Below are 25,166 nucleotides of genomic sequence, written 5' to 3'. Positions count from 1 at the left end.
TAGAATGACGCAGCCCGCCACGACCCGGAGTGTGCATGCTGCAAATACTTGGCAAGATCACGTCGATCAACGTTCGCAAGGTGCTTTGGACTTGCGCCGAATTGCAATTGCCGTTCGAACAGGAAGACTGGGGCGCCGGCTTCAGGTCAACCGCAACTGACGAATTTCTCGCGCTCAATCCCAATGCCACCGTGCCGGTCATCAAGGACGGCGGCTTCGTGCTGTGGGAATCCAACTCGATCATCCGTTATCTGGCCTCGCGCTATGGCGGCGCGCACCTCTATCCAGCCGAGCCGCTCGCGCGAGCGCGCATCGATCAGTGGATCGACTGGCAGATCGCCGAACTGAACCGCGCATGGAGCTACGCGTTCCTGGCGCTCGTGAGGCATTCGCCCGCCCATCAGGATGCCGAAGCGATCGAAGCGTCCTCGGCGAATTGGGCGCGCCACATCGGCATTCTGAACCGGCAGCTCGAAGCCACGGGGGCATTCGTCGCGGGGCCTGAGTTCACGCTTGCCGATATCCCGATTGGCCTGTCGGTCAACCGCTGGTTCAGCACGCCGCTGGCCCATCCATCCTTTCCCGCGGTTTCCGGCTATTTCGAGCGGCTCGCCGCGCGCCCCGGCTTTCTGGCCTATTGCCGCAACGGCACGCCGTAAGCGCGCGGGATGACAGAGCCGGCAGAAGCTGCGCCCCGGGCGTGTGGATTGCTATGCTCCGCAGTTGTATCCTCGAAGTCTTGAGGGAGCGCTCACGCGTCCCGCCAACCGGAATGCCGCCATCATGAAAGTTTCGCTGCCGCCGCACGGGCGGCCCAACCGCGTGTATCCGCCCGTCGCGCCCAGCCTGCATGGCCTCGCGTCGGTGATCACCGGGGTCGTCGTGGTCTGCGGATTGTATTTCGGCCGCGCGGTCCTGATTCCAATCACGCTGTCCGTACTGCTGAGTTTCCTGCTCGCGCCTTTGGTGGCGGCGCTGCGGCGCTTGCGGATGGGCCAGTTGCCGTCCATTTTCATCGCCGTGTTCTTCGCGTTGGCCATCGTGCTGGGCGCCGGTGCGCTGATCGCGGCGCAAATCGTCCAGCTCGCGGCCGATCTGCCGCAATACCAGGTCGCGATTGAACGCAAGATCGAAACCGTGCAGGAAAAAACGGTCGGCCGCGCCGATATCCTGCTCGGCAGGGCCGCGCTCACGCTGCAACGGGTCGCGCCGTCACGCCCAGCGCCGCCGCACAGCTTCAGCAGGGCGAACCGCAACGCGCCGCCGGCGCCGCTGCCGGTCGAGGTCCACGAACCGGCTCTCACTCCGATGCAACTGGCGCAACGGGCGTTTTCACCGGCCGTCGCACCGCTGGAGACGACCTTCATCGTGCTGGTCGTCACCATCTTTATCCTGTTGCAGCGCGAGGATTTGCGCGACCGGCTGATCAGCCTGTTCGGCTCGCGCGATCTGCATCGCACCACCACCGCCATTAACGACGCGGCGAGCCGTCTGAGCCGCTACTTTGTCGCGCAGCTCGGGCTGAACCTGAGCGTGGGAGCCGTGCTGGCGATCGGCCTCGCCGGCATCGGTGTGCCGGGCGCCCTGCTGTTCGGCGTGGTAGCCGCGCTGTTGCGCTTCGTGCCGTATATCGGCATCTGGATCGCCGCGTTGCTGGCCGTGTGTCTGGCCGCCGCCATTCAGCCGCAATGGACCATGGCGGTGTGGACCCTGGTGCTGTTTGTGGTAGTCGATCTGGTGGCGGGCCAGGTGGCCGAGCCGCTCCTGTACGGCCGCCGCTCGGGCCTCTCGCCGCTCGCAGTGGTGGTCGCGGCGATCTTCTGGAGCTGGCTGTGGGGCCCGGTCGGCCTCGTACTGTCCACGCCGCTGACGCTCTGCGTCGTGACGCTGGGCCGCTATGCGGACCGCCTCAACTTTCTCACGATCCTGCTCGGCGACCAGCCGGCGCTCACGCCCGCGCAGACCTTCTATCAGCGGCTGCTGGCAGACGATCCACACGAGGCGATCGTGCAGGCGGACCGCCTGCTCGGCGAGATGTCCGTGCTCGACTACTATGATCACGTCGCCCTCGAAGGGCTGCGGCTCGCGCGTAACGACGCGCTGCGCGGTGTGCTGACCGCGGAACAGCTTGCGCGCTTCAACGAGGCGGTGGTCGACATCATCGAGAATCTCGAAACGGTGGAAGGCGTTCCGGACAGTCTCGCCACGCCGGAGTCCGCCGACGCGGCTCACGCTCACGGCCGTACCGAACCGCATTACGGCGGCACGGCTACGAACGCCGACAGATCGCAAGCCGCGGGCGTGCTCTGCATCTCGGGACGCGGCGCGTTCGACGCGGTAGCCGCGGCAATTGCGGTGCAATTGCTCGGGCGGCAGAAGATTGCCACCGTCGCGACCACCTATGAACAGTTCCGCAACGCCCACAGCGAAGCACGTGAGGCCCATGTGGGGCAGCAAAGCCCGGGCGAGAGCTCGCCGGTCATCTGCATCGTTTCGCTCGACGCGGCCGAATCGCCACCGTATTTGCGCAACCTGTTGCGCCGGATCGACGGCCGGGCGGGCGCGCCGACCGTGATCGTCGGCTTTGGCGCACCGTCGGGAAGCCCCTCTGAGACGGCGACGGGCAGCGTGCGCAACGCTACCACGTTCCGTGGCCTGATCGAGGAATGCCGGGCGGCTACGCAAGTAACCGTGCGTCAGGAGCAGGCCCAAGGCGCGGCTTGAGACCGCCGCCTGAAGCCGGGAGCCACAGCGGCACACGCCTGAGGTCAGCGGGCCTGCTCGCGCCTCGCATGCCGCAGCCTTTACAATCACCTGAGCAACCAGCCAGAACCACATCGAACCACACCGGACAACAAGGCCGAACGCCCATCGAAGCCGCACGACATTCATGCAGCATCTGAAATACCTTAGTGCCTATCCGGCAGCGCTCCAGGACAAGGTTCGCCGGCTGATCGCCGAACAGCAACTGGGCGCGTACCTCGCCGACAAATACCCGCACCGGCATGCGGTGCAGACCGACCGCGCGCTCTACGATTACGTCGCCGAGCTGAAGCGCGAATATGTGCGCAGCGCTCCGTCAATCGACAAGGTTCTCTACGACAGCAAGCTCGATGTGCTGCGGCACGCGCTAGGCTTGCACACGACCATCTCGCGAGTCCAGGGCGGCAGGCTGAAGTCGAAGAAAGAGATTCGCATCGCTTCGCTGTTCAAGGAAGGGGCCCCCGAGTTCCTGCGCATGATCGTCGTGCACGAACTCGCGCATCTGAAAGAGAGCGATCACAACAAGGCGTTTTACCGGCTGTGCGAATTCATGCAGCCCGGCTATCATCAGACCGAGTTCGACTTGCGGCTCTATCTGACGCATCGCGATCTGATCCGTGAGCAGTCCATCTGAATTCCCACCCCAGGAAACGCCATGCCGTCGACGAATCTTCGACTCTATGCCGATGCGCAATACGCAAGCCCTTACGCCATGTCGGTATTCGTGGCCTTGCAGGAAAAGGGTGTGCCCTTCGAGCTTTCGACGGTCGATCTGGGCCGCAACGCGAACCGCGCGCGCGAGTTCGCCGCGCCCTCGCTGACGCAACGCGTGCCGATGCTGGTGCATGACGGCTTCGCGTTGTCGGAGTCATCGGCAATCAGCGAATATCTCGACGAGTTTTTTCCGGGCACGCGCTTGTATCCGGCCGAGCCGCAACGCCGCGCGCGGGCGCGCCAGGTCCAGGCATGGCTGCGCAGCGATCTGATGCCCATCCGCCAGGAACGCTCCACCGAGGTCCTGTTTTACGGGCCATGCAGCAAGCCCCTCTCAGAGGCGGCACACGCCGCGGCCAGCAAGCTGTTCGCCGCCGCCGAAGCGCTGCTCGAACACGGCGAGGCGAATCTGCTCGGCGAGTGGTGCATTGCCGATGTGGACCTGGCGCTCATGCTCAACCGCCTCGTGCTCAATGGCGACGAGGTGCCGCAACGGCTTGCCGGGTATGCACGGCATCAGTGGCAAAGGCCGTCCGTGCAGCGCTGGATCAAGCTCGAGCGGCCACCGCTGTAATGGCTCGCATACGCGCAGAGCTGCTCACCTGGGTCCGTGCGCCTGGAGTCCAGGACACAGGCCGGCCACGCGAGGCGCCGTCCGCGCAATGACCGGCTGGCCCCATCCAGCCGGCCTCCCCGGCATTCAATGCAGATTGCAGAACGCGCCGGTCTGGACATCGATCCACAGCATCTCCCCATTGATCCTGTGGCTATAAACGAGCGCGCGGGACTCGCGCTGGCTGCGCAGAAAACCCAGCACGGCGTGGACGGTATGCTTGCCGCGGTATCGCAGGGACCGCGCCGTATCGCCGCTGCCAATCACAATCACGATCGGGTTGATGCGCACCTTCTGTGCAATCAGATCGAGGGTTGCTGCCGACATATGAGCCTCCGGGTGTGGGATGACTCTCGGGATAACGTCGATGCCATTGCAAGCTTGAGCTTACGGAAGGCACCGTAAGGCAAACACGCTACGCGGCTCACGCCCCGCCATGCGGCGCCGCCGCTTGCCTGGGCCGCCGCTTGCCCGGCTGCGCCGAACACACGCACAGAGGTTTCCCTGGCCTACCTGTTGCGGGTGGTTCCCACGGCACCCTTGCCCTTTACCGTGACACCAGCAACCGGACTTCGCAACGATGCGAGGCGCCGGTTACGCAAAAGAGTGTCAAGGAGACGCAATGAGAAAGTGGAGCCCGTGTTGGCAAGCGCTTATCAATGAGACCGCCCATGACTGATTCGTCCGGATTCCAACCGAAGTCAGCCTGGACCCTGGCCCTGTTGCTCACGGGCCTCGCCACCATCAACTTCCTCGACAAGGTGGTATTCGGCATGGTGGCCGTGCCGTTGATGGCCGAGATGCATCTGTCCGCCGCCCAGTTCGGATTTGTGGCCGGCAGCTTTTTCTGGCTGTTCTCCACTTCGACCATTGTCATTGGCTTTCTCTCGAACCGCGTCCCCACACGGGTCCTGCTGCTTGCGATGAGTGTCTGCTGGGCGGCGGTGCAGGTGCCGCAGGCGCTCGCCACGAATGTGATGGCGCTGCTCGTGTGCCGCGTCATCCTCGGGGCGGCCGAGGGGCCGTCTTTTCCAGTTTCGGTGCACGCGCTCTACAAGTGGTTCCCCAACCACAAACGCAGCCTGCCTGTTGCAATCATCAACCAGGGGGCGGTGCTCGGTCTACTGCTCGCCGGCCTGCTGATTCCGCTAATCACCCACAAGTGGGGCTGGCGGATGAATTTCTTCATACTGGGCGCGGTAGGCACGGTATGGAGCGGGATCTGGCTGTACTTCGGACGCGAAGGCAACCTTGGCGCACAGCAAAGCCGCTACGCTGCGTGCCATGCCGGCGCTGCGAGCGGCTTCCCCACTCGGCCCGAGCGGCTGCCTTACCGCAAGATTCTCACCGACCGCTCCGTGCTGTCCGTGTTCCTGCTGGGTTTCGCGGCCTACTGGATGCTGGGGCAAAACCTCGCCTGGCTGCCCACTTATCTTGAGAAGGGACTCGGCTTCAGCAACATCGACGCCGGCCGCGGGTTCGCGGCGGTGATCGGGGTTGCGGCGCCTGTCAACGTCGGGTTGAGCTGGGTGTCCCAGCGGATGCTCGAACGCGGTGCGTCGACCCGGCAAGCGCGTGCCCAACTGGTATGCGTCACCGTGCTCGTGGGCGGCGCGATGCTGCTGGCGCTGCCGATGCTTCATCTGGCTGCGATCCATAAGGCGGCGCTATTCGCCATCGCCTGCGCGCTGCCCACGCTGTGCTTCACGCTCGCCCCGGCGATGCTTGGCGAAGTCGTGCCGGACGGTCAGCGCGGCGCGATTGTCGGAATTCATACGGCGCTCGCCAGTCTCGGCGCGGCGATCGCACCAACCGTGATGGGCCGCATCGTGCAGGCCAATGGAAGCGGCATAGGCCATGTCTACGAACTCGGATTCGCCACCGGTGCTGTGCTGTTGCTCGTCGCCGCGCTCGTCGGACTACGCTGGCTGCATCCCGAACGCTCACACCGAACCCTGAACCGTCCGGCGGCTGCGGCCGCGGCGTGAGCGATTGCCGGCACGCTCTCGCGTGCCACCCCTATGCAGTTGCCGCGACGACGGTGCGCCGCGCCGGCCGGCGGCCCCCGATACTGGAGACACGACATGCAAGCTGCTGTTACTGCCTTTGACCCCAACCGAACCATGGCTGCGGACACCGAAAGCTGGCCATTCAAGGTGACGCGGTGCACGCCAAGCATCGGCGCGCAGATTAGCGGCATCGATCTGCGCGATCCGCTGGACAACGCTACCTATCTCGCGCTGCGCCGCGCACTCCTGAAGTTCAAGGTGCTCTTCTTTCGCGACCAGGACATCACACCGGCCCAGCATGTCGCGGTGGCGCAGCGCTTCGGCAAGCTGGAGGTGCATCCCACCTTCCCGCATCATCCAGATCATCCCGAGCTGGTGATCCTCGGGCGCAACGACGCCAAACGGGGTCGCGAAAATCTTTACCACTCCGACGTATCGTGGCGCCAGATTCCCTCGATGGGATCGATGCTGCGCTGCGTGCAGTGCCCCGAAGTGGGCGGCGACACGATCTGGATCAATATGGTGGAGGCTTATGCCAATCTGCCCGACGAGATGAAAGCGAGGCTCGAAGGTCTCAAGGCGGTCCACGATTTCCTGCCGCTCTTCGGCATCGTCATTCCGGAAGACCAGCACGATGCGATGCGCGAGAAATTCCCGCCTGCCGTTCATCCGGTTGTGCGCACTCATCCTGAGACGGGCGAAAAGATCCTTTACGTCAATGAGGCATTCACCACGTATCTGGCGAACTACGGGCACAAGACCGTGCAGCAATACCGCATCGGCTTCGACTACAAGCTGGCGGAAATGGAACTGCTGCAATACCTGTTCCGTCAGGCTCAGGCGCCGGAGTACCAGGTGCGGCTGAAATGGGAACCGAACACGATCGCCTTCTGGGATAACCGTTCGTGCCAGCACTACGCTGTACAGGACTACTTCCCGGCCGCGCGCCATATGATGCGCGCCACCGTGATCGGCGATCGTCCGGTCTGAGTCCGCAATCCATACGCGGGGCAAACCCGGGAGGAACACCATGAAAATGCTGAACGCTTTTTATATCAACGGCCAATGGGTCGAACCGTGCTCCGGCAGCACGCTGATGGACAGGATCGATCCCGTCACCGAGACGCCCGCCGGCAAACTGGCCATGGGCACGGCGGCCGATGTAGACCGCGCGGTCGGCGCCGCGCGGGCCGCTTTTCCGGCATGGTCAGAGTCGAGCCGCGAAGAGCGCATCGCGCTGCTCGAACGCGTGATCGAACGATACCGCGCACGGCTCGACGAACTCGCCGAGGCGGTGCGTGACGAGATCGGTGCACCCGTCTCGCTGTGCAAGGCGCTGCAGGCGCCAATCGGGCTGGCGCAACTGCAGGCCTCACTCGAAACCTTGCGCCATTTCGAATTCGAGAGCACGCACGGCAAGAGCTATGTGCGGCGCGAAGCGATCGGTGTAGCCGCTTTGATCACGCCGTGGAACTGGCCGTTGAACCAGATTGCCGCCAAGGTGGCGCCCGCGCTCGCGGCGGGCTGTACGGTGGTGCTCAAGCCATCGGAGATTGCCCCGCTGGACGCTTATATCTTTGCTGAAATCATGCACGAGGCGGGTACCCCAGCCGGCGTGTTCAACATGATCTATGGCGAAGGACAGATCGTCGGCGAAGCGCTCGCCTCGCATCGCGGCGTGGACATGGTGTCGATCACCGGTTCGACGCGCGCCGGCGTGGCCGTGGCCACAGCCGCCGCACCCACCGTCAAGCGGGTCGCTCAGGAACTGGGTGGCAAATCGCCGTTGCTGATTCTCGATGACACCGATCTGCAAGCAGCAGTGGCGAGCGGCGTGGCGCAGTGCATGGCCAACTCGGGGCAGACCTGCGTAGCGCCCACGCGGATGCTGGTGCCAAGGAGTTGCTACGAGGAGGCGGTGGCCATTGCCGCACAGGTTGCCAATGCGGTAGTCGTAGGCGACCCGGCCGATCCGGCGACCAGGATGGGGCCTATCTCCAACCGCAATCAGTATGAGAAGGTACAGCGCATGATCCGCCTCGGCATCGAGGAGGGCGCGCGCGTGGTGGCCGGTGGCCCGGGCCGCCCCGCGGGACTCGAACGTGGTTTCTATGCAAGACCGACGATCTTCGCCGACGTGAGCAACAACATGGCGATTGCCCGTGAGGAAATTTTCGGGCCGGTGCTGGTCATGATCGCGTACGACAGCGAAGAACACGCCATCGCGATCGCTAACGACACCGAATACGGTCTAGCCGGCTATATCGCTTCGAGCAACCCCGAGCGGGCCCGCAGGATAGCGGCACGCTTGCGGGTTGGCTCGGTGCGAATCAATGGCGCGATGCTCGATATCACCGTGCCCTTTGGTGGCTATAAGGCCTCGGGCAATGGGCGGGAGTATGGTGTCGAAGGTCTCGCTGAATTTCTGGAATGCAAATCGGTGACCGGTTGATGCAAGGCGAAGGCCCGCGACGCCCGTCGCGGGCCACCCCGTTCGCAAACCCACCGCCACATGCAAATGAGGCTTTATGCTGTAGCAGCTGGCCTCAGATAGCCTTCACCAGTTCCGGGACGGCGGTAAAGAGATCAGCCTCGAGCCCGTAGTCAGCAATACTGAAGATAGGCGCCTCCGGATCCTTGTTGATTGCCACGATCACCTTGGAATCCTTCATGCCGGCCAGATGTTGAATCGCGCCCGAAATACCGCAGGCGACGTACAGTTGTGGCGCAACGATCTTGCCCGTCTGCCCGACCTGCCAGTCGTTGGGAGCGAAGCCTGCATCCACTGCCGCGCGGCTCGCGCCCAATGCTGCACCGAGCTTGTCGGCGAGCGGAGTGAGCACCTCGGAGAACCTGTCGCTGCTGCCAAGCGCCCGTCCACCGCTGACCACGATCCGGGCGTCGCCGAGCTCGGGCCGCTCGCTCTTCGCAATCACGCGCTCGACGAACGTCGACAAGCCGCTATCCGCAACAGTGGCCACCTTTTCGATGTCCGCCGCCCCGCCCTCGGCCAATGCGCTCTCGAACCCGGTGACACGCACCGTCAGCACTTTCACAGGGTCTTGGCTCCGCACCGTGACGACGGCATTGCCCGCATAGATGGGCCGCTCGAACGTGTCCGCAGCGACGACCCGAACGAGATCCGAGACCTGTGCCACATCCAGCATTGCGGCTACGCGCGGCGCGACGTTCTTGCCCATGCTGGTTGCCGGGAACACGATATGAGTGTACCCCCGTGTGAGCGCCAGTACCTGCGCGGCAAGATTCTCCGCGAGACCATGGGCAAGTTGTGCCGCATCCGCGAGCAGCACGCGCGAGACGCCGGCGACTCGCGCAGCGGCCTGCGCCGCACCGCCGGCGTTGTGCCCGGCGATCAGGACATGCACGTCGCCGCCACATTGCCGTGCCGCGGTGACAGCGGCGAGGGTCGCGCTCCTGATGGAGACATGGTCGTGCTCCGCCACCACCAATGCATGAACAGGTGTAGTCATTGCTGTCTCCTCAGATCACTTTGGCTTCGTTCTTCAGCCTGGCGACGAGTGTCGCCACATCGGGCACTTTCACGCCGCTGTCGCGTCTGGCGGGCTCGGCGGTACCGAGTGTAATGAGGCGCGGCGCGACGTCCACACCCAGTTGTTCGGGCGTGAACGTATCAAGCGGCTTTTTCTTCGCTTTCATGATGTTGGGCAACGTCGCATAGCGCGGCTCGTTCAGGCGCAGATCCGTGGTGACGATTGCGGGTAGTACCAGCCGGATCGTCTCGAGGCCACCGTCAATCTCGCGTGTAACCTCCAGAGTGCCGTCACCGGGTTCGAGCTTGCTGGCGAAGGTTGCCTGCGGGCGACCCACCAGCGCGGCCAGCATCTGCCCAGTCTGGTTGCAGTCGTTGTCGATCGCCTGCTTGCCGAGAATGACGAGTTGCGGCGCTTCCCTGTCCATCAGCGCCTTGAGGAGTTTTGCCACTGCGAGCGGTTGCAGTTCGGCTTCGGTTTGAACCAGGATAGCGCGGTCCGCGCCGATTGCCAGTGCGGCGCGCAACGTCTCCTGACATGCCGCAGTGCCACAGGACACCGCGATCACTTCGCTCGCCGCGCCCTTCTCCTTCAGACGCACCGCTTCCTCAACGGCGATTTCGTCGAACGGGTTAATGCTCATCTTGACGTTCGCGAGATCCATGCCGGTGCCGTCAGACTTGACGCGAACCTTCACGTTAAAGTCAACCACGCGTTTGACCGCAACCATTATCTTCACGTCCTGTCTCCTGTCGTTTTGCCGTGGTTTGGCTGTAGCTGATTTTGTCAGATCCCGCTAGATCGGGTCTGCAGTCGAAGGCAGGTAACCTAGACCACGCTCACGCAGCTTCGCAACGGCTGCCTCGTCAAAGCCCCAGTCCCGCAGCGCGGCCAGGCCGTGCTCGCCACGCTGCGGCGCGGCACTCCGAACTGACGATGGAGTTGCCGAGAAGCGCGGCGCCGGCGCGGGTTGCACGACACCGGACACCTCGACAAAGCTGCCGCGTGCGCGATGATGCGGATGACGAGGCGCTTCGGAAAAACCGAGCACGGGCGCCACGCAGGCGTCGCTGCCTTCGAAAACCGCACACCACTCGTCGCGTGTACGAGTCAGGAAAACGGCAGCAAAGCGTTCGCGAATAACAGGCCAGCCGCTGCGGTCGTGCTGCTTCGGCAAACCCGCACTCGTGAGGCCGAGTTTCTCGAGCAATTCCGCGTAAAAGCGCCCCTCGACCGCGGCCACTGCCATGTATTGACCGTCGCGGGTACGGTAGCTGTCGTACCAGGGTGTACCGCCGTCGAGCAGGTTGCTCTCGCGCTGTTCGCGCCAGTTGCCTGAGGCGAGCAGACCCCACACCACCGCCCCCAGTTGCGCCGCGCCCTCGATCATCGCCGCGTCGACGACCTGGCCGGGTCCACCGCGCTGCACGTTCAGCAAGGCCGCGAGCACGCCTAGCGCGAGGAGCATGCCGCCCCCGCCATAATCGCCGACCAGATTCAACGGTGGCACCGGCGCCGCGCCGGCCCGGCCAATACCGGAAAGGACACCCGACAAGGCCACGTAATTCAGATCGTGCCCGGCACATGCGGCGAGCGGCCCCGTCTGCCCCCAGCCAGTCATACGACCGTAGACGAGGCGAGGGTTGCGTGCGAAGGCGGCCTCCGGTGCGAGGCCAAGCCGCTCCATCGTGCCGGGCCGAAAGCCTTCGATTACGACGTCGGCGCGCGCCATCAACTCCAGCGCGGCTTCAGCTGCTCCAGGATGCTTTAGATCAAGCGTCACGGAGCGCCTTCCACGCCCCGTCACATCCACGCGCTGCCCGTTCGTCTTCGGGCCAAGATCGTCCGCTGCCAGCGGGCGATCGACCCGCATGACGTCAGCGCCCATATCCGCCAGCAACATGGCGCCGAACGGTCCCGGCCCGATTGCTTCGAATTCCAGCACGCGTATGCCGCTCAGAACCCCCATGTCCGACCTCTCCAATGGTTCGGCGCTGGCGCAACGGGCAGCGCGTCGTATTTTCCGGCGCCGCCTTGCGCGAACGCCGTCGCCTTGTATTGAGCCAAAGCCGGCTGGAAAGGAGACCACCCACAGCGGGGGGCAAGTGAGTCAGCGCGCTCGGTTGTCGGGCGCGAGATGCCAACTGATTGACTGCGCCATGACATGGGCGATGCTATCGAGCCTCTCGATCAACCCCTCCCCTGCCTGCTGAACGGCTGGCCTTTGGTCCTCCGTGAGCACCGTCCTGAACTCAGACAGAGCCGAGAGAAGCGGCTCGTATTGCAACGCCAGCGCCGAGCCTGTCATCTTGTGGGTCCAGCGCCGCAGCGCCTCCGTGTTCCCAGCGTCAAGCAGAACACGTAGCTCACCGATTTCACCAGCAACGCTTTCTGTGAAAGCCGTGAGCATGTTATGAAGGGCTTCTTCCGAACCGGCCATGCCTCTGAGCGTCGCCACATCGAGCCGCGGCAATTCGCCAGCAGTGGCGTGGGCCCGCTCTGGCGCATGATCGCGGCGCGGGTCGGCTCCGGCTCCCGCGCCAAGCGCGGCAGCCCTCGTATCAACTGGCAGGCAACCAGGCGCCCACTTCTTCAGGCACGACCCCAACGTTTCCAGTTGCACGGGCTTGCGTAGCCAGTCGTCCATGCCCGCATCAAGTCCGCGGCGATACTCCGCCTCTTGCGTGCCGGCGGTGACTCCGACAATCGGCAAGTGGCCCCGGCCAGCGTCCGTACGTTCGATGCCGCGGATTGCCTGCGCCAGACCGTATCCGTCCATTCCCGGCATATTGAAATCAGTAATCAGGATTGCGTATTGATTTTTTCTGTACGCCGCCAAAGCCTGCATGCCGTCTGCGACTGCGACACATGTACAGCCCAATGCCTGCAACTGCCCCTCGATCAGGGTCCGGTTGATCAAATTGTCTTCGGCTACGAGAACGAGCGCTTGATCGGCCTCTGCCTGCTCAGGTGTGCGCAGCGCTCCGGCGGATTGGCCTTGCACCGCATCGCCGGTGCGGCCATCATGCGCCGGATGGCCCAACGCAGCCCGGCAGGCGAAGCGTAGTGCGCGTACGGAAAGCGGATTGATGCTAACGGACACGTGCTCGTTCCTTAGCTCGTAGCCGGTGGCGATTGGCCGTTCCGTAACGCAAACAGATGGGACGTTGCGCAACAAAGGTGGCCAGAACGCGCCTTCCTCAAGCAGCGCGATGTCGCACGCATTGGCGAGCTCGCGCTCGTTCGCCGGATCTGCCATCAGTGGATGAATACCCAATGCCAGTAGTCCATCGCGCACATCTCGAACCGGCGACGCTTCGGGCATCAGCACGGCCGCACGCACACCCGCGAGGAGACGATCTTCCGGTTCGCGGCTCTCAACCGCCAGGGTCAGGCAAAGAGTCACCGTCGTACCTTGACCCGGTTCGCTGGCCAGCTCGAGCGTGCCGCCCATCCGGGTCGCCAGGGCACGGCAAATCGCAAGGCCCAGTCCCGTTCCGCCAAAACGGCTGGCGGTCGACGTATCGGCCTGGACGAATGGCGAGAAGAGCGTGCGCGCGGCGTCTGCATCGATTCCGATGCCCGTATCGCGGATCGAAATGGCGACGCTCTGGCGATCGCCGAAATCCGCCTCGACACGCGCAGCCAGGGACACCGATCCGCGCTGCGTGAACTTGATCGCGTTACCGACAATGTTGAGCAGTATCTGGCGCAGACGCGCGCCATCTCCCCGCAACCGGGCCGCAACATCCGCCCCAATCGCGCAGCGCAACACGAGCCCCTTGCCGTGTGCCTTGTTGGCCAGAAGCCCCAAGGTCAGATCGCAGACGTCGCGGAGATCGAACGGCTCGTCTTCGATGTGCAGCTTGCCGGCCTGAATCTTTGAATAATCGAGAATATCGTCAAGAATCTGCAGGAGCGCTTTCGCCGAGTCGTGGATCATGCCGACCGTCGCCATCTGCCTGCCATGCAGGTCATCCTGCGCGAGAATCTCTATCAGGCCTAGCACACCGCTCATCGGCGTTCGAATTTCGTGGCTCATCAAGGCAAGAAAACGCTCCTTGGCAAGGCCGGCTGCCTCGGCCTCGTCGCGCGCCGCGGCAAGTTCGTCCCGTCTTCTCCGTTCGTCCGTGACGTCGATCCAGTAGCCATTCCACAGGACACTACCGTCCGTCTCATGGCGCGGCACCGCGTGGACCCGCAGCCAGTGCCCATCCGAATTGCTCAGGCGAAATTCTGCTGCAAGCGGCTGCAGGGTACGCGCGGACTCGGCGATTGCAGAGGTCACCGCATGGACATCATCTTTGCAGATGTACTCATCGATCCGCGTATGTTCCGGTCCGAGCAATGCCAACGTGGCGTCCGGCAACATTCCAAGGTTCCCGCCCAGATAGGGGTAATGCAGTGTCCCGTCTGCAGCCTGATGCATCTGAAAGACAATCGCGGGGAGACTGCGGGTGACCTCGTCGAGCCTGCTTCTCGCCTCCTGTGCCTGCCGCTGCGCCTCGATTGCATCGGTGATATCGATGACGGCGCCAATCACCCCACCGTTGCGGCCCGGCCGCCCTGCGAACGGCTGGTGCCAGTGCAATCCGTTGTGCACGACCCCGTCCGAGCCAGTGAAGTCAATGCGAATCCCGCCGTACTGCGCGTTGCGCTGGCGCAGGCTCCCAGTATCAGGGACCAGAGAGCCTTTGCTCGCTGAGATGCTCAGGCACTCCTGCTGCGTCCTGCCTAGCATCTGCTCCGGAGCAAGGCCGAACAAGCGCCCCATGGCCGCGTTGACGTGAATGTAGCGGTCCTGCTCATCGCCGAGACTGACCGGAAACGGCAGCATATCCAGCAAGCTTGCGTGGAAATCCCGTTCAAGGGCCCGTTCCTGTTCAGCCCGAACCCGGCGACGCCGCTCGCGGCTCAGCATCATCAGCAAACAGGCGATAAGCAGACACAGAGCTAATGGAAAACCGACGCCAGCCGTCATCTCCGTCACTCCATTCGCCGTTGTTCATATTTCGTCGAAGACAGGATAACCGCTTGCCGGCGCGGGTGCATATCAGTGAAGTTTGCGAACGCAAAGGGTGCACGCAAGTCCGCTGCTTTGTTGCGCAATCCGGCACGCCAGGCTTCATTATTTCTCAAACCGATACGGCGTATCGGTAGCACGAAATTTACTGAAATTGACAATCGGGCAACCGACGCCTGGCAGGCCGCGAAAGGTGTGCCCTCGCGACCGCGAACAGCCTTGGTGGTCCATTGCGATTCGCAAGCGCGGCGCGAAAAGATTTTTCTGGTTGCCGGCACATTCTCGAATTTCTTCGATATCCGCGCTCAACTCATTGTCTTAAATTTAAGCCTCGCCGAGATTTGCCGCGAAGCGTCCTTCGGTTTCGACTCGATGGATTCCGGATGCTGATGCGGCACGCTCCCGAACCGGTTCGTGTACCGAATTTACAACTGGTTCGCCGCGCGCCCTGCCATGAGCCGGCGCTCGTTGTTGAGAAGACCGACAAGGTTGGTTCTTCGCTCCAGATGTAACCAATAAGGCACCCACCATGTTCGCTTTACCCCCCCGACACAGCCAATGCTTCGCTGAGGACAGGGCAGGCATCGTATGTCGCAAGGGGAGCCGGGCAGCACTTCTTGCTGTGCCCGCTTTCTTCACCTTGTTCTTTTCGCTGCTTTTCAGTCTTTGGTATCTGGAAAGTGTCAGCGCGTGGCTCGCTTTGGCGGGCGCGACACTCGTCCTTTCGATGTCGGCCGCCACTGCAATGTTCTGGCTCGCCAGCGGTCGCAGCGGCCGCCCCGACCCGAGCCGGAGCCAGCGGCAAACCGCCAGCCCGCCATTGCCGACAGGCGCGGCGGCCGAGGCACGAACCCAACCCGTACCCCTCCGCATGAACGAGATGCGCACCGTCGATTGCAGCGCCTGCCAGCACAGCGACAACCTGTTCAAGGTGGACTGCTTCAAAACGGACTGTGGGGCAAACGGCTTCCTGCGGGAACTCGCCTTGCGCGAGAAGTCAGCCCCCGAGACGGGGGCACCACCGGCGACGCCAGAGCAATAAAACGCGGGATTGCGCCACGGACGGCTCACGCCGCGCACCACGCGCCCTGTAGGCGAGCCCAAAGGTTTGCGCCTACAATATTTGCGTCAAGGCGGTCCGGCCGGTGTCCTGGCCACCGCCACCGGTATGCCGCGTTGTCCTGTCTCGCACGTATATTCGCTCATGGAACTACACGACTGGGACTGGTCCTAAACATGAGAAATTCAGCGCGCAATATCCGGATTGTTATTGCGGACGATCACCCTGTAGTTCTCCTTGCCATTGCGGAAGTCATCGAGGCAGTGCCGGGCTTCAGCATCCACGCCACCGCCCACTCGGGCGCGGAACTTCTCGACATTCTCGCCAAGGATGCCTTTGACCTGATCATCACCGACTTCGTGATGCATCAAAGCGAGGCCGACGAAGACGGCCTGCGCCTCATTCAGCGCCTGAAGCGCTTGCACCCCGGTGTTCCCGTCATCGTATTCACGATGCTGACCAATGGCGGCATTCTCCACCAGATGTGCAGGCTCGGAGTAAGCGGGCTGGTGGGCAAGGACGAAAAGGCGAGCATACTGGGAGAAATCTGTCTGCGCGCGCTAGAAGAGAAGCATATCAGTGACAGGCAGACCATCCTGTCCCCCGGAATCAAGGTACGCCTCGCCAATACCGGCACGACAAGCGCAGATTTCCGGCGCACCCAGCCGCTCTCTCCACGGGAACTCGAAGTTGTCCGCCTCTTCTCCCTTGGCCTGTCGTTGACCGAGATTGCGAAAGGGCTCAACCGATCGGTTCCGACCGTGGCCACCCAAAAGCGCGCCGCCATGCGCAAACTCCACATAGAGACCAATGCGGATTTGCTGCGGTACGCTACCGAGCAAGGATTGTCCTGATGGCTCACAAGCCTCACGCGCCCAACGAACCACCGTTGCAAGTACTGCTGACGCTGGAAACGAATCTGAAGCGCGAACGACGTGTTTTCGCCATGGTCATCGCACTGCTGATTTTCACGGCGGTGTGCGCGGCCGCCGTGACTGCTGTGAGTCTCCTTGCCAGCACGTTGCGGCACGAACAACGCGTGGCGCCTTCGCTCGACACGCATGTCAACGCCGCCTTGGTTCAAAGTCAGAACGTGTTGACAACGGCCCATCTGCTCCTTGAAATGAGCGCTCAAGGTGGGCCACTCGCGTCGTCCTCCTTGCCTCTTGCACCCGTTCCACCCGCTTCGCAGGCATGCAATCCGGCCTATCCGTCGTCGCCCGCGCAGGCGTCACTACGTGCCGTCTGCAACGAAACCGTGCGACTTCTCGCGCGGGCCGGCGACCCGCCGCCCGTCCAGTTCGTGCTCGCCGACGGCAGCGCAGCGTACGGCTATCGGCTTCTTGCGCACTCAAAGGCTGGCGAGGCGCCCATTCCGTCTGACGCAGCTGCCCGCCTCGCGCAAGCCACGCTGGGCCGTATGGCCGCACTCGGGCTAGACCCGCTGGTCGCCGCGAGGACACGCCAGGCAATCTGGCTTCAGCCCCCTCCTGGCATAGGGTTCGATTCGGAGCTCGTGCTCGAAGCTTCGCTTGTCACCAGCAACGGCCAGCCGTACGCAATCGCCTTCACGAGCGTAAGCCCGAACGAGTTGCTGCAGCAGGCTGCAGTCAGTGAACTCGCATCCACACCGGCGCTGCTGGACGAACAAGGCGATCTCGTGGCAGGAGAGCTCTCGCCCGCCGAGGCGTATCGCGTGAATGCGCGTCTCGCCGAAACGCAGGACGGACGCTTTGTGTGGATTCAGGGCTACGGCTGGGGTTTGCGCCTGCCCCCGCTGGTGCTTGGCTTTGGCCACATTATCGTTGCGCTCCCGTTGGACAAGCAGTTGTACATGATGCGCGGCGAGCTGATTCTGATCGCCGCAGCCACGTTATCGCTGATTGTCATGCTGCTGGCCATGTACCGCTACTGGAACCGTCAGTTTCTCACTCGCACCTACGCGCAGGCTTCCCGTGCCGTAGAAGGAGAAATGCTGAACCATTTAATGGTTCACGCGACCCCGGTGGGCTTGTGTATCGTGCGCAGAAAAAGCTTCGACATTGTGGTCGCCAATCAGATCGTACGCGCCATGCTGGGACTTGACGAAAGCGCCACCCAGCTGCCTGCGGCCCTTCGCGCCGAGTTCGCGGCGCTCAACGTCGGTAACGAAGCGCGAGACGGCCAGGAGAGGATCGCCCAATTGCAATTTTCACTGAAACGCGAAGACTCCCCGCCCCTGCATCTCGAGATCACTTGCGCGCCCGCCGTGCTTAACCGCGAAGAGGTGCTGTTTTGCGCAATTGCCGATGTCACCGACCGTCGTGAAGCAGAACGTTTGTTGCGCGAAGCCCAGCAAACCAGCGAAGCATCCGCGAGAGCCAAGGTCGGCTTCTTCGCGTCGATGAGCCATGAGTTGCGCACGCCACTCGCCTCGCTCGTCGGCAATCTCGAACTCGTCGCGTTGGGACCCTTGGCCCCTGAGCAGGAAGCACGCGTTCATGCAATGCAGGTCTCGGCAACGGGCCTGCTGCAAGTGGTCAATGACGTGCTCGATTTCTCGAAGATCGATATTGGCGAAATGCGACTCGACGAGGAATGGCATTCCGTTCCTGAGCTTCTGGTTCGCATTGTTGCCGGCTATGCACCGCTCGCCAACCGGCAGGCGCTGCGGCTTTACCTCGTCATAGAGCCGGGGTGTCCGTCGACCATGCTGTTCGATCCAATCAGGGTCTCGCAGATTCTCAACAATTTGCTCGGCAATGCCTTCAAATTTACGCACTCGGGCAAGATCATCGTACGTGCCCGGTGGAGCGGCTCCCACCTGGAGCTCAGCGTGACCGACTCTGGCGTAGGTATCTCCGATGACCTCAAAAGACGCCTGTTTCAGCCTTTCACACAAGGAGCCGATCACCGGCTGACCGATACCCGTGGCACCGGACTTGGACTTTCGATCTGCCTCAGGCTCTGCACGCTGATGAACGGACGCATCGAAGTAGAAAGCACGCGCGGGGTCGGCACGCGCATTACCGTCACCTTGCCGTTGCGCGCAAGCGAGGGGCTGCATACCTGGGCTATGCCCGGCGCTCATCCGGCCATTCTTTGCAGGGCAAGTGCATACCGCGAATGGCTCACCGGCCTGTTCGATCCGCAGGACAGCACTGCAAGCCTGCTGACAGACATTCGTGAGCCGATCCGCCCCGAGCAATACGATTACCTGCTCGTGACAGACGAATTTTCATCTCAGGAAGTCAGCTCCCTTTGGCCCGGGCACAACCAGAAAATATGGGTCAGGCAAGACGGGCCGCTTCTTCCGGTCATGCGCCAAAACGGCGACATCGAAGTGAGCGTATTCAGCCCCTCCGGGATCAGGTCAGCCATCCAGATGCTCCGCTCCCAACCCGGCCAGATAACGCCCCCTCAGCCAATACGGTCATCGGCGTCGGGCAAAACCTTCGGCCAGCTAAACGTACTCATTGCGGAAGACAATCTGCTCAATCGCGGTTTGTTACGCGATCAGTTGCGCACGCTCGGCGCCGGAGTCGTCGAAGCAGCGCACGGGGAAGAAGCCCTCAGGATGCTGGAAAAAGATCAGGTCGACGTTGTTTTGACAGATATCGACATGCCGGTCATGAATGGCAGTGAATTACTACAGGCCATTCGCGTTTCCTATCCATCAATGCCTGTGTATGCGGTCAGTGCAAGCGCCAGCGCGGAGGATATCGCCAAGGGCCGCGCGCAAGGCTTTACCGACTACCTTAGCAAGCCGGTCCCGCTCGTCACGCTTGCCGGCGTTCTGGACGCCGCTGCAAACCGCGACAATACATCTAACGAGCCGGCGGAGTCCGAGGTCGAAATTCCGTGCTTTCCCGCGTTGCCGGCGAGTTTTGCGCAAATCTTCGTTCAGCAGGCCGATCGTGACCTGGCGGGCTTGCGTGATGTGCTGGAGGCCCGGGACATGGAAGGACTGAGGAAATGGGCGCACGGTGTATCCGGCGGACTGTCTGTGCTGGGCCCCTCCATGCTCTTCGAAGAATGCCAGGAATTGCGTTCGCTGATCGTCGCCTCTCCCGGTTGGTGCGAAGACATTGAAGAACTCGCCCTCTCAATTGGAGACGGTCTGACGAAAATGCGCGAAATGCATGCGCAGTCGATCGAAAGACGCCGCGGCACGGTATAGTCCGTCGAGCGTGGCACAAACCTCATGCGGAATTGCCGGCGCATTGGCGCCGCAAACGCGCGCCTCGGACACCGCGACGAAACCCGGAGATTCCGGCAGTGCAATCCAGCAGAATTGATCGATCGCGGAACGACAACCCGCCATGGATAGCCCGGTCGCTCACGTTAATCAACTGTTAATTTCAGAAAAGAATATCAAATCTATTTGACGAAATGAATTCTCACCACAGAGCCAGGCACATCAGGATATGAAAACGAAACAAACCGGCTCATTATTTTGAATTCGAGAACTCCCACGCCAAATCTTGAATTTTCTTCAGTCGTTTGCTAGCATTCAATCGTGCTAAAGAACGGACATATGGATTAACGTCGCGCTCATTACACCCTGTTTCGTGCCCACCGCACGATTATATGGAGTGTTATATAGCCACGCACCCGGCTGCCCGAACTGCAAAGTCCAAGGAAACATTGCTGCATCAAGATATCACGGAAAGCGATTGCCTTTACGGGTTCCCCAAAGCACCACCGGGGAGTGATGATACAAGCCATGCATTTCATATGGATATCGAATCCATATGGAGAGAGTTTTCTTTATTTTTCTATCAGGACACCCAGAAATCCATCAAATTATGTCCAGCATGGTGTCGGTTATTTTCAATTAAAAATCCAGGCACAAGCCAAAAGCACGAGAATCGAGAATTTTTGACCCGGACGAGGCCATTTGAAAGTCCGGGCAACTGATACGGGAGAGCAGCATCTTGCCCGGCAGGAAGCGCCGTCCCGTCGAATGGTCGCCGCGCAGTACGTCAAGCTAATCACTCACCACACAGGAGATATCTGCCATGGTCGCAAAGATGCATTCTGTTGCTGTGGTCGCACTATTACTGCTGCAAACGGCAGTCTACGCCCAGGACAATGCGGGCGGTCCTCCCCGCAATCCCTTCCTCGCCGCCGACAAGTACGCGATTACGCACTTCGACTCTTCGCAGAGCGACTCCTTCCCCTACGACGTCCCGCGCGGCATGTTTCGTGTCGATCTGCGCAAGGAACCGAGAATTGTGCGCGGCCCGGTCAACATCATGACGCTGGCGTCGACCTCGCCGAATTACATGTGGGCCGCCTCAAGCGAAGGCCTGACCTACGTGGACGTCTCGAACAACGGCTTCCGGGAAGTGGCGCGCATCACCGCGCCGGGTCAGAAAACCATTCCGAACGAGTTACAGGACAAAATACTCGCGCAACGCTTCACGTCCGCCGAGCAGGTGCAGAAGCTGGTTTCGGATGACTATGGCCTGAACTGGACCCGCGCGGTCAACGGCGTCTATGCGGTCGTCGACAAGGACAATCACGTCTTCTACAACACCGCCGATGGTTCGGTAAGCGTGTTCGGTCTGGTTGATGAAAGCAATCCGGCCGCCGGCATCAAGCTCATCAGAACCGTCGATATGAAGCCGACCATTGGCCGGAATCTCCTCGTCGGAACGGGTATCACCTATGACGGAAAGTTCGTGGTCGCATCGAATCAGACCATCAGTGTGTTCGACCGCAGTCTCGAAGGGGAACCACAGACCGTCCATTTCGGCGAAGATGAGCACGTCACCAATTCGTTTGCCATTGATGAGCACAACGGAATTTATATCGCATCCGACAAATACATGCACAAGCTGGTCTGGACCGGCACCCGGCTCTCGGAAGATGAAGCGGACGGTGCATGGAAAGCGCCATACGACTCCGGGCGTCAGCCCCCCACCGTCAAGATCGGCACGGGAACCGGTTCTACGCCTACGCTCATGGGCTTCGGCGACGCCCCAGACAAGCTGGTCGTGATCACCGACGGCGCCGATCACATGAAGCTGGTCGCGTTCTGGCGCGATCAGCTTCCTGCCGGCTGGAAAACTCTGCCCGATGCGAAATCTGAGCGCATAGCGGGCCAGGTTCACGTTACTGCCGGCCTGAATCCATTGCCCGAATTTGTGCAGAGTGAGCAGTCGGTCGTGGTGAATGGCTATGGTGCGTTTGTCGTCAACAACATCGCCCGGAGCGGGGAGAAAGACAAACTGGTAGACGTGCTCGCACTCGGGCCTGTCAATCAGCCCGGCAGCGGATGCCAGCGCTTTGAATGGGACCCTCAGGTCCATCGCTGGCATTCGGTCTGGGCGCGCGGTGACGTCGTTTCCACCAGCATGGTGCCTAGCGTCAGCGCAGCGTCCGGAATCGTGTTTGTGAATGGCTACTACAAGAAAACAGGGTGGGAAGTAACCGGCCTCGACTGGAAAACCGGCAAGACAGTCCAGCGAGTGTCGTTCGGCCACGACAACCTGGGAAACGGGGCGTACGCCATTATCCAGTTCGCTCCCAATGGAGATCTTATCTTTAACAGCGTGGGTGGCCCGGTTCGGGCGGCACTCAGGAACGAGGCAGGATCCTGAGCGCTTGCAGTAGCGATCTGCGGACGGAGGACCGGGTTTCGGCAGCCGTCCTTTCCGGGAAGATGCGACGACGCGGTCAATCGTTTGATGAACATCTACTGACGATCCTCCGGAGCCTGCGTGCAGGAACGAGGCTACACCTTGCAATAGAGGCTGGTTGGCGTAACGACATTCGTTGGGGAGAGCAATGATTGAGCGCGACAGGATTGCAAAGCCACTCGCCGCACTGATGCTAAGCATTGCAAGCGCCGGCGCACTTGCAACGGAAGGCGGGGTCGGCCGCCCCATTACTGGCCAGCAGGTAACGCCATACGGCGGCATTATTCCGCCCACCGACGACTGGATCATCACGCTCGCGACCATCTATTACCAGGGTTCGCTTGGCGCAAGCAAAACCATCCCCGTGGCCGGAACGATCACCGCCGGGCTCAACTACCAGGTCATGTACACAATTGTGAACGCTGTGCACACCTGGGGCATCACCGAGGCCGGCTGGAACTTCGCCTCCTCGTTTGGCGTGCCGCTGCAATACACAAACGCCTCGTCGTTCCACGGTTTGCTTCCATCCGACCACGGCACCCAGTTCGCCGATCTCTTCTTCACGCCTATTGCCGCCGGCTACCATTTTACGAAAACCGATCACATCGCCCTGAGCGTGCAGATATACGCGCCAACCGGCGCCTATAACCCTGACCGCCTCGCCAACGCGGGGCAGAATACGTGGACTTTCACGCCCACGGTTGCCTACACGAAACTGTTGCCGGCAGAGAACATCGAACTTACCGCCAACTACGGCGTCGAGTTTTACACGCCCAATGACAAGACCGGGTATCACAACGCGCCGGTCAGCGTGCTTGATCTGCTCGCGCTCAAACGCTTCAGCAACGGCTGGGGCGTAGGTATCGTCGGCGGGTGGATCCAGCAGCTTGGCAGCGACAGCGGCAACCTGGCCAATCTGCTCGATGGCGCGGAGGGGAATTCGGTGGGGCTGGGTCCTATGGTGACCTGGTCGGGCAAGGCATTCAGCACGCCCGTTTCCGCCACCCTGCGCTGGGTGAATGAGTTCTCCGCGACCAACCGTCCAAAGGGCAACGTGGTACAACTCTCGCTCACCGCGACGTTTCAATGATGCGGGTGGCGCAGCGTGAGAACCCATAACCGCACGTGCCGGCTCAAGCGCGTCGAAGCCTGATGCAGGCCGTCCGCCATGAATAGCCCTCCAGGCCCGATCGTCCCCCCGGAGATTCCCGAGCCGGAGATCAAACCCAGCCGCCGCTGGTTGCCTTCGCTGGTGTGGCTGATTCCGTTGCTCGCCGCATTGATAGGCATTGCGCTCGCCGTCAGGTCGGTCAGTGGCAAAGGGCCGGAAATCACCATCAGTTTCAACACCGCGGAAGGCCTCGAGTCCGGCAAAACGCAGGTCAAGTACAAGGACGTCGACATCGGCTACGTAAAGGCTATCGCCTTATCGGATGACCTCTCGCACGTGGAAATTCATGTCCAGCTAAGCAAGCAGGGCGCGAAGTTTGCCGTCAAGGACACGCGCTTCTGGGTGGTCCGGCCACGCGTAGGCGTGAGCGGCGTAAGCGGCCTCGGCACCCTGCTCTCAGGCGCCTACATTGGGGCGGATGCGGGCCATTCAAAGGAAACGCAAGCTGGCTTCACCGGTCTCGAAACGCCACCCGCGGTGACAGGCGACCAGAAGGGCCACCGCTACACGCTGCATGGCGATTCGCTCGGCTCGGTAGACATCGGCTCGCCTATCTTTTACCGGCGCGTTCAGGTCGGCCAGGTAGTCGGCTTCTCGCTCGACAAGGACGGCACGGGCGTCACGATTCAGGTGTTCGTCAATGCGCCATACGATCAGTACGTCGGCACCAACTCGCGCTGGTGGCATGCAAGCGGTGTCGACCTGCGGCTCGATTCGAGTGGCTTTGTCGTCAATACACAGTCGCTCGCGTCGATCGTGGTCGGCGGTCTCGCGTTCGAGTCGCCGCCCGGCCAACCGGTTGGCGAACAGGCCCAGGAAGGCATGAGCTTCCGCCTGGGCGCCGATCAGGCCGACGCCATGCGCACGCCCGATGGAATCGCCGTGCGCATGGTGATGAACTTCAATCAGTCGCTGCGCGGCTTGTCGGTGGGCGCGCCGATCGACTTCCGCGGCATCGTGCTCGGCCAGGTAACCGACATCGGGGTCGACTACGATCCGCAGACGCATACGTTCACGATGCCAGTGACGGTCGAGGTGTATCCCGACCGGCTGAGAAGACGAATTCACAACGCAGCGGTTCCGCAGCCCCAGACCGAGGCCAGCCACGCGATCCTGCAACGCCTCGTTGCGCGTGGCTTGCGTGGCCAGTTGCGCACCGGCAACCTGCTCACGGGGCAGTTGTACATCGCGCTGGATATCTTCCCGAATGCGGCCCCCGCCTCTCTCGACCTCACGCGCGATCCGGTAGAACTACCAACCATTCCGAACACGCTCGATGCATTGCAGGTTCAGGTGGCCGACATCGCGAGGAAGCTCGATCAGATCCCGTTCGATCAGCTCGGCCAGAACCTCAACAACTCGCTGAAGAACGCAGACAAGCTGTTTGCGCAACTCAATACCGAGGTCCTCCCGCAGGCGCGCGATACGCTGGCAAGCGCACAGCAGACCTTCAGCTCGGCTCAGGCGACACTGCAGCAGGACTCGCCAATGCAATCCGATGTACATGAGGCGTTACAGGAACTCACGCGCACACTACAATCGCTCAATGCATTATCAGACTATCTGGAGCGCCATCCTGAGTCGCTGCTGCGCGGCAAGCCGGGAGACAGGCCTTGAGATCCATCAGGCATTCTCCGCTGCCTACCAGAAGAGCGTTATGACGCTCTCTTCGGAA

The 25,166-nt window shown here is 61.9% G+C and carries 19 protein-coding genes; 14 read left to right on the top strand and 5 right to left on the bottom strand.

Features of this window, described 5'->3' with window-relative positions; genetic code table 11:
• The first annotated feature begins 35 nt into the window (after positions 1 to 35).
• From FFS45_RS06995 to yfcF, 4 genes are all read left to right on the top strand, one after another.
• Positions 36 to 659: a glutathione S-transferase gene (locus tag FFS45_RS06995; protein WP_137953971.1), complete on the top strand. Its 624-nt coding sequence runs from the start codon at positions 36 to 38 to the stop codon at positions 657 to 659.
• A gap of 124 nt (positions 660 to 783) precedes the next feature.
• Positions 784 to 2,724, top strand: a complete 1,941-nt coding sequence (locus tag FFS45_RS06990; RefSeq protein WP_137953970.1) for an AI-2E family transporter — start codon at positions 784 to 786, stop codon at positions 2,722 to 2,724.
• Positions 2,725 to 2,890: 166 nt separating this feature from the next.
• Entirely contained in the window at positions 2,891 to 3,397 is a 507-nt protein-coding gene (locus FFS45_RS06985) for a M48 family metallopeptidase (protein ID WP_137953969.1), read from the top strand.
• Positions 3,398 to 3,418: 21 nt separating this feature from the next.
• Positions 3,419 to 4,051, top strand: a complete 633-nt coding sequence (yfcF, locus tag FFS45_RS06980; RefSeq protein WP_137953968.1) for a glutathione transferase — start codon at positions 3,419 to 3,421, stop codon at positions 4,049 to 4,051.
• A gap of 126 nt (positions 4,052 to 4,177) precedes the next feature.
• Here yfcF and FFS45_RS06975 read toward each other — a convergent pair whose 3' ends face one another.
• On the bottom strand, positions 4,178 to 4,417 hold the full coding sequence (locus FFS45_RS06975) for a hypothetical protein (RefSeq protein WP_137953967.1): 240 nt from the start codon (positions 4,415 to 4,417) through the stop codon (positions 4,178 to 4,180).
• A 344-nt stretch (positions 4,418 to 4,761) separates the two neighbouring features.
• On the opposite strand from FFS45_RS06975, the gene FFS45_RS06970 reads away from it, so the two are divergent.
• The 3 genes from FFS45_RS06970 (at position 4,762) to FFS45_RS06960 (ending at position 8,551) form a co-directional block, all read left to right on the top strand.
• The gene (locus FFS45_RS06970) at positions 4,762 to 6,078 is read left to right on the top strand and encodes an MFS transporter (protein ID WP_137953966.1); all 1,317 of its coding nucleotides are present in this window, start codon (positions 4,762 to 4,764) and stop codon (positions 6,076 to 6,078) included.
• A gap of 96 nt (positions 6,079 to 6,174) precedes the next feature.
• Positions 6,175 to 7,089 carry a TauD/TfdA family dioxygenase gene (locus FFS45_RS06965; RefSeq protein ID WP_137953965.1) on the top strand — a complete coding sequence of 305 codons (915 nt, stop codon included), beginning with the start codon at positions 6,175 to 6,177 and terminating at the stop codon, positions 7,087 to 7,089.
• 40 nt (positions 7,090 to 7,129) lie between these two features.
• Complete coding sequence (locus tag FFS45_RS06960; protein WP_137953964.1) at positions 7,130 to 8,551, top strand: aldehyde dehydrogenase family protein; 1,422 nt, start codon at positions 7,130 to 7,132, stop codon at positions 8,549 to 8,551.
• Positions 8,552 to 8,645: 94 nt separating this feature from the next.
• On the opposite strand, the gene FFS45_RS06955 is transcribed toward FFS45_RS06960, so the two are convergent.
• The 4 genes from FFS45_RS06955 to FFS45_RS06940 form a co-directional block, all read right to left on the bottom strand.
• A complete protein-coding gene (locus FFS45_RS06955) occupies positions 8,646 to 9,590 on the bottom strand; it encodes an FAD-binding protein (RefSeq protein WP_137953963.1) in 945 nt (314 codons plus the stop codon).
• A 10-nt stretch (positions 9,591 to 9,600) separates the two neighbouring features.
• A complete protein-coding gene (locus FFS45_RS06950; RefSeq protein ID WP_137953962.1) occupies positions 9,601 to 10,350 on the bottom strand; it encodes an electron transfer flavoprotein subunit beta/FixA family protein in 750 nt (249 codons plus the stop codon).
• A gap of 57 nt (positions 10,351 to 10,407) precedes the next feature.
• The gene (locus tag FFS45_RS06945; RefSeq protein ID WP_137953961.1) at positions 10,408 to 11,580 is read right to left on the bottom strand and encodes a CaiB/BaiF CoA-transferase family protein; all 1,173 of its coding nucleotides are present in this window, start codon (positions 11,578 to 11,580) and stop codon (positions 10,408 to 10,410) included.
• 141 nt (positions 11,581 to 11,721) lie between these two features.
• Positions 11,722 to 14,592, bottom strand: coding sequence for an ATP-binding protein (locus FFS45_RS06940; protein WP_137953960.1), 2,871 nt, complete (start codon positions 14,590 to 14,592; stop codon positions 11,722 to 11,724).
• 75 nt (positions 14,593 to 14,667) lie between these two features.
• Between FFS45_RS06940 and FFS45_RS06935 the strand changes: the two genes are divergently transcribed.
• The 7 genes from FFS45_RS06935 to FFS45_RS06905 all read left to right on the top strand — a co-directional run bounded on the left by FFS45_RS06935 (position 14,668) and on the right by FFS45_RS06905 (position 25,108).
• Positions 14,668 to 15,024 (top strand): hypothetical protein, encoded by a 357-nt coding sequence (locus FFS45_RS06935; RefSeq protein WP_137953959.1) that lies wholly within the window; start codon positions 14,668 to 14,670, stop codon positions 15,022 to 15,024.
• Between the two features lie 139 nt (positions 15,025 to 15,163).
• On the top strand, positions 15,164 to 15,676 hold the full coding sequence (locus tag FFS45_RS06930) for a hypothetical protein (RefSeq protein WP_137953958.1): 513 nt from the start codon (positions 15,164 to 15,166) through the stop codon (positions 15,674 to 15,676).
• A 194-nt stretch (positions 15,677 to 15,870) separates the two neighbouring features.
• Positions 15,871 to 16,548: a response regulator transcription factor gene (locus FFS45_RS06925; RefSeq protein WP_137953957.1), complete on the top strand. Its 678-nt coding sequence runs from the start codon at positions 15,871 to 15,873 to the stop codon at positions 16,546 to 16,548.
• A gap of 185 nt (positions 16,549 to 16,733) precedes the next feature.
• Positions 16,734 to 19,853: a hybrid sensor histidine kinase/response regulator gene (locus FFS45_RS06920; RefSeq protein ID WP_171029591.1), complete on the top strand. Its 3,120-nt coding sequence runs from the start codon at positions 16,734 to 16,736 to the stop codon at positions 19,851 to 19,853.
• Between the two features lie 841 nt (positions 19,854 to 20,694).
• Entirely contained in the window at positions 20,695 to 22,281 is a 1,587-nt protein-coding gene (locus FFS45_RS06915) for a hypothetical protein (protein ID WP_137953955.1), read from the top strand.
• A 187-nt stretch (positions 22,282 to 22,468) separates the two neighbouring features.
• The gene (locus FFS45_RS06910; RefSeq protein ID WP_137953954.1) at positions 22,469 to 23,410 is read left to right on the top strand and encodes a transporter; all 942 of its coding nucleotides are present in this window, start codon (positions 22,469 to 22,471) and stop codon (positions 23,408 to 23,410) included.
• Between the two features lie 78 nt (positions 23,411 to 23,488).
• On the top strand, positions 23,489 to 25,108 hold the full coding sequence (locus FFS45_RS06905; RefSeq protein ID WP_137953953.1) for an MlaD family protein: 1,620 nt from the start codon (positions 23,489 to 23,491) through the stop codon (positions 25,106 to 25,108).
• Positions 25,109 to 25,166 lie beyond the last annotated feature (58 nt).

Source organism: Burkholderia sp. 4M9327F10 (assembly GCF_005503145.1).
Taxonomy (GTDB): Bacteria; Pseudomonadota; Gammaproteobacteria; order Burkholderiales; family Burkholderiaceae; genus Paraburkholderia.
Note: the sequence above shows the minus strand (reverse complement) of the source record. Positions and strands in the feature narration are given on the sequence as shown.